Genomic DNA, 1,391 nt, shown 5'->3' on the forward strand with positions numbered 1-1,391 from the left:
AACGGCTGAACTTATACGACCGATTCTGCGGGGCAGGGATATAAAGAGATATGGCTATGTAGACAATGGATTATTCTTAATCAACACCCACAATGGTATTAGAAACAAACTCCCACGCATTGACATCAACGATTATCCTGTTGTAAAGGCGTATTTAGACCAATATTGGGACAGAATCTCCACTCGTGCGGATAAAGGTGACACTCCATATAATCTTCGTAACTGCGCTTATTTGGAGGATTTTTCTAAGCCAAAAATTATTTGGAAGATTATTGGAAGCCGGTTGGCCTTTGCAATAGACAACAATGGTATAATGCTGAACAATGCTTGCTATCTACTAACAGGCAATCATCTAGCACACATCTTAGGATTCTTAAATTCGTCACCCCTAATATGGTATAGTGAAATTACTAATATGAATAAAACAGGAGTCGGTGATGCTCAAGTTGGGGCACAAAACATTATACTCTTTCCTATTCCCTCAACCATAGATGATAAGGTTGTAGAAATTGTTGAACAGTTACTCAGTACCCCAGCCAATAGTAACTTGAAGCGAATTCTTTCTGAGCGCATATATGCAATATATGGGTTAGATATTGAAGAAATAAGTTATTTGGAGTCCTTAAACCTTTGATTAAGCCATTAGCAGGTAGTTCTGAATCTATCTGCTAATAAGTGATTTAATCTCTATTTCTGTAAGACCATATATTTGAAATGCAAGGTCGTCAATTCTTTTTTCTGATGCCAAAGATTGGTGTACTAATACATCTTGTACAAGGTGTATCATTTCGTTTTCTTGTTTTTTTGTTGGATGTGCTATAGGAAATTTCATAACATATTGAGACAACATTCTGAATTGCCTTTCTTGCAATTGGGTTACATACAGCTTTACAAGAAACTTTCCTAGTCTTGAGTTAAGTATACCAAGTACATATCTTGGATCTGTAGTTTCACTACTCATAATGTATGCAGTATTTAAGACAATACATCTATTGTCATCATAAGAATAGCATGGGAATGGGTAACCTTCTTCTGGATTATCGGTTTGTATTTCCATGTACACAACTTTTGGCTTAGAAAAATCCTCCCAATAACTAATGCTATCTTGTGTTTCAAACCACTTATTGCTGGTTCTCTTTCGGGCTTTCACTTTCTCTCCATTGACAATATGTTTTTTGCCAGTTTGCTCCAGTCTTTCAATACCGAAAGAAAGCAGATATTGCTTGACAGCTGGGTATTCATCAATATTGTAATGCCGTGATGGGAATGTTGCAATAAGCCAAAATTCTGCCCACTCATAGCCATATCTCTTTATATCCCTGCCCCGCAGAATCGGTCGTATAAGTTCAGCCGTTTTCTTGCGTTCATCTTCTGTCTGGCAGTTGGCAAGG

The 1,391-nt window shown here is 37.3% G+C and carries 2 protein-coding genes; one reads left to right on the plus strand and one right to left on the minus strand.

Going from position 1 to position 1,391, the window contains the following annotated elements; all coding sequences use genetic code 11:
* The coding region (locus F453_RS16415; RefSeq protein ID WP_018968559.1) for a TaqI-like C-terminal specificity domain-containing protein at nucleotides 1-634 on the plus strand (634 nt) is incomplete at its 5' end.
* Between the two features lie 27 nt (nucleotides 635-661).
* On the opposite strand, the gene F453_RS15565 is transcribed toward F453_RS16415, so the two are convergent.
* On the minus strand, nucleotides 662-1,391 hold a 730-nt coding region (locus tag F453_RS15565), incomplete at its 5' end, for a TaqI-like C-terminal specificity domain-containing protein (protein WP_018968560.1).

The organism is Hoylesella loescheii DSM 19665 = JCM 12249 = ATCC 15930 (assembly GCF_000378085.1).
Taxonomy (GTDB): Bacteria; Bacteroidota; Bacteroidia; order Bacteroidales; family Bacteroidaceae; genus Prevotella; species Prevotella loescheii.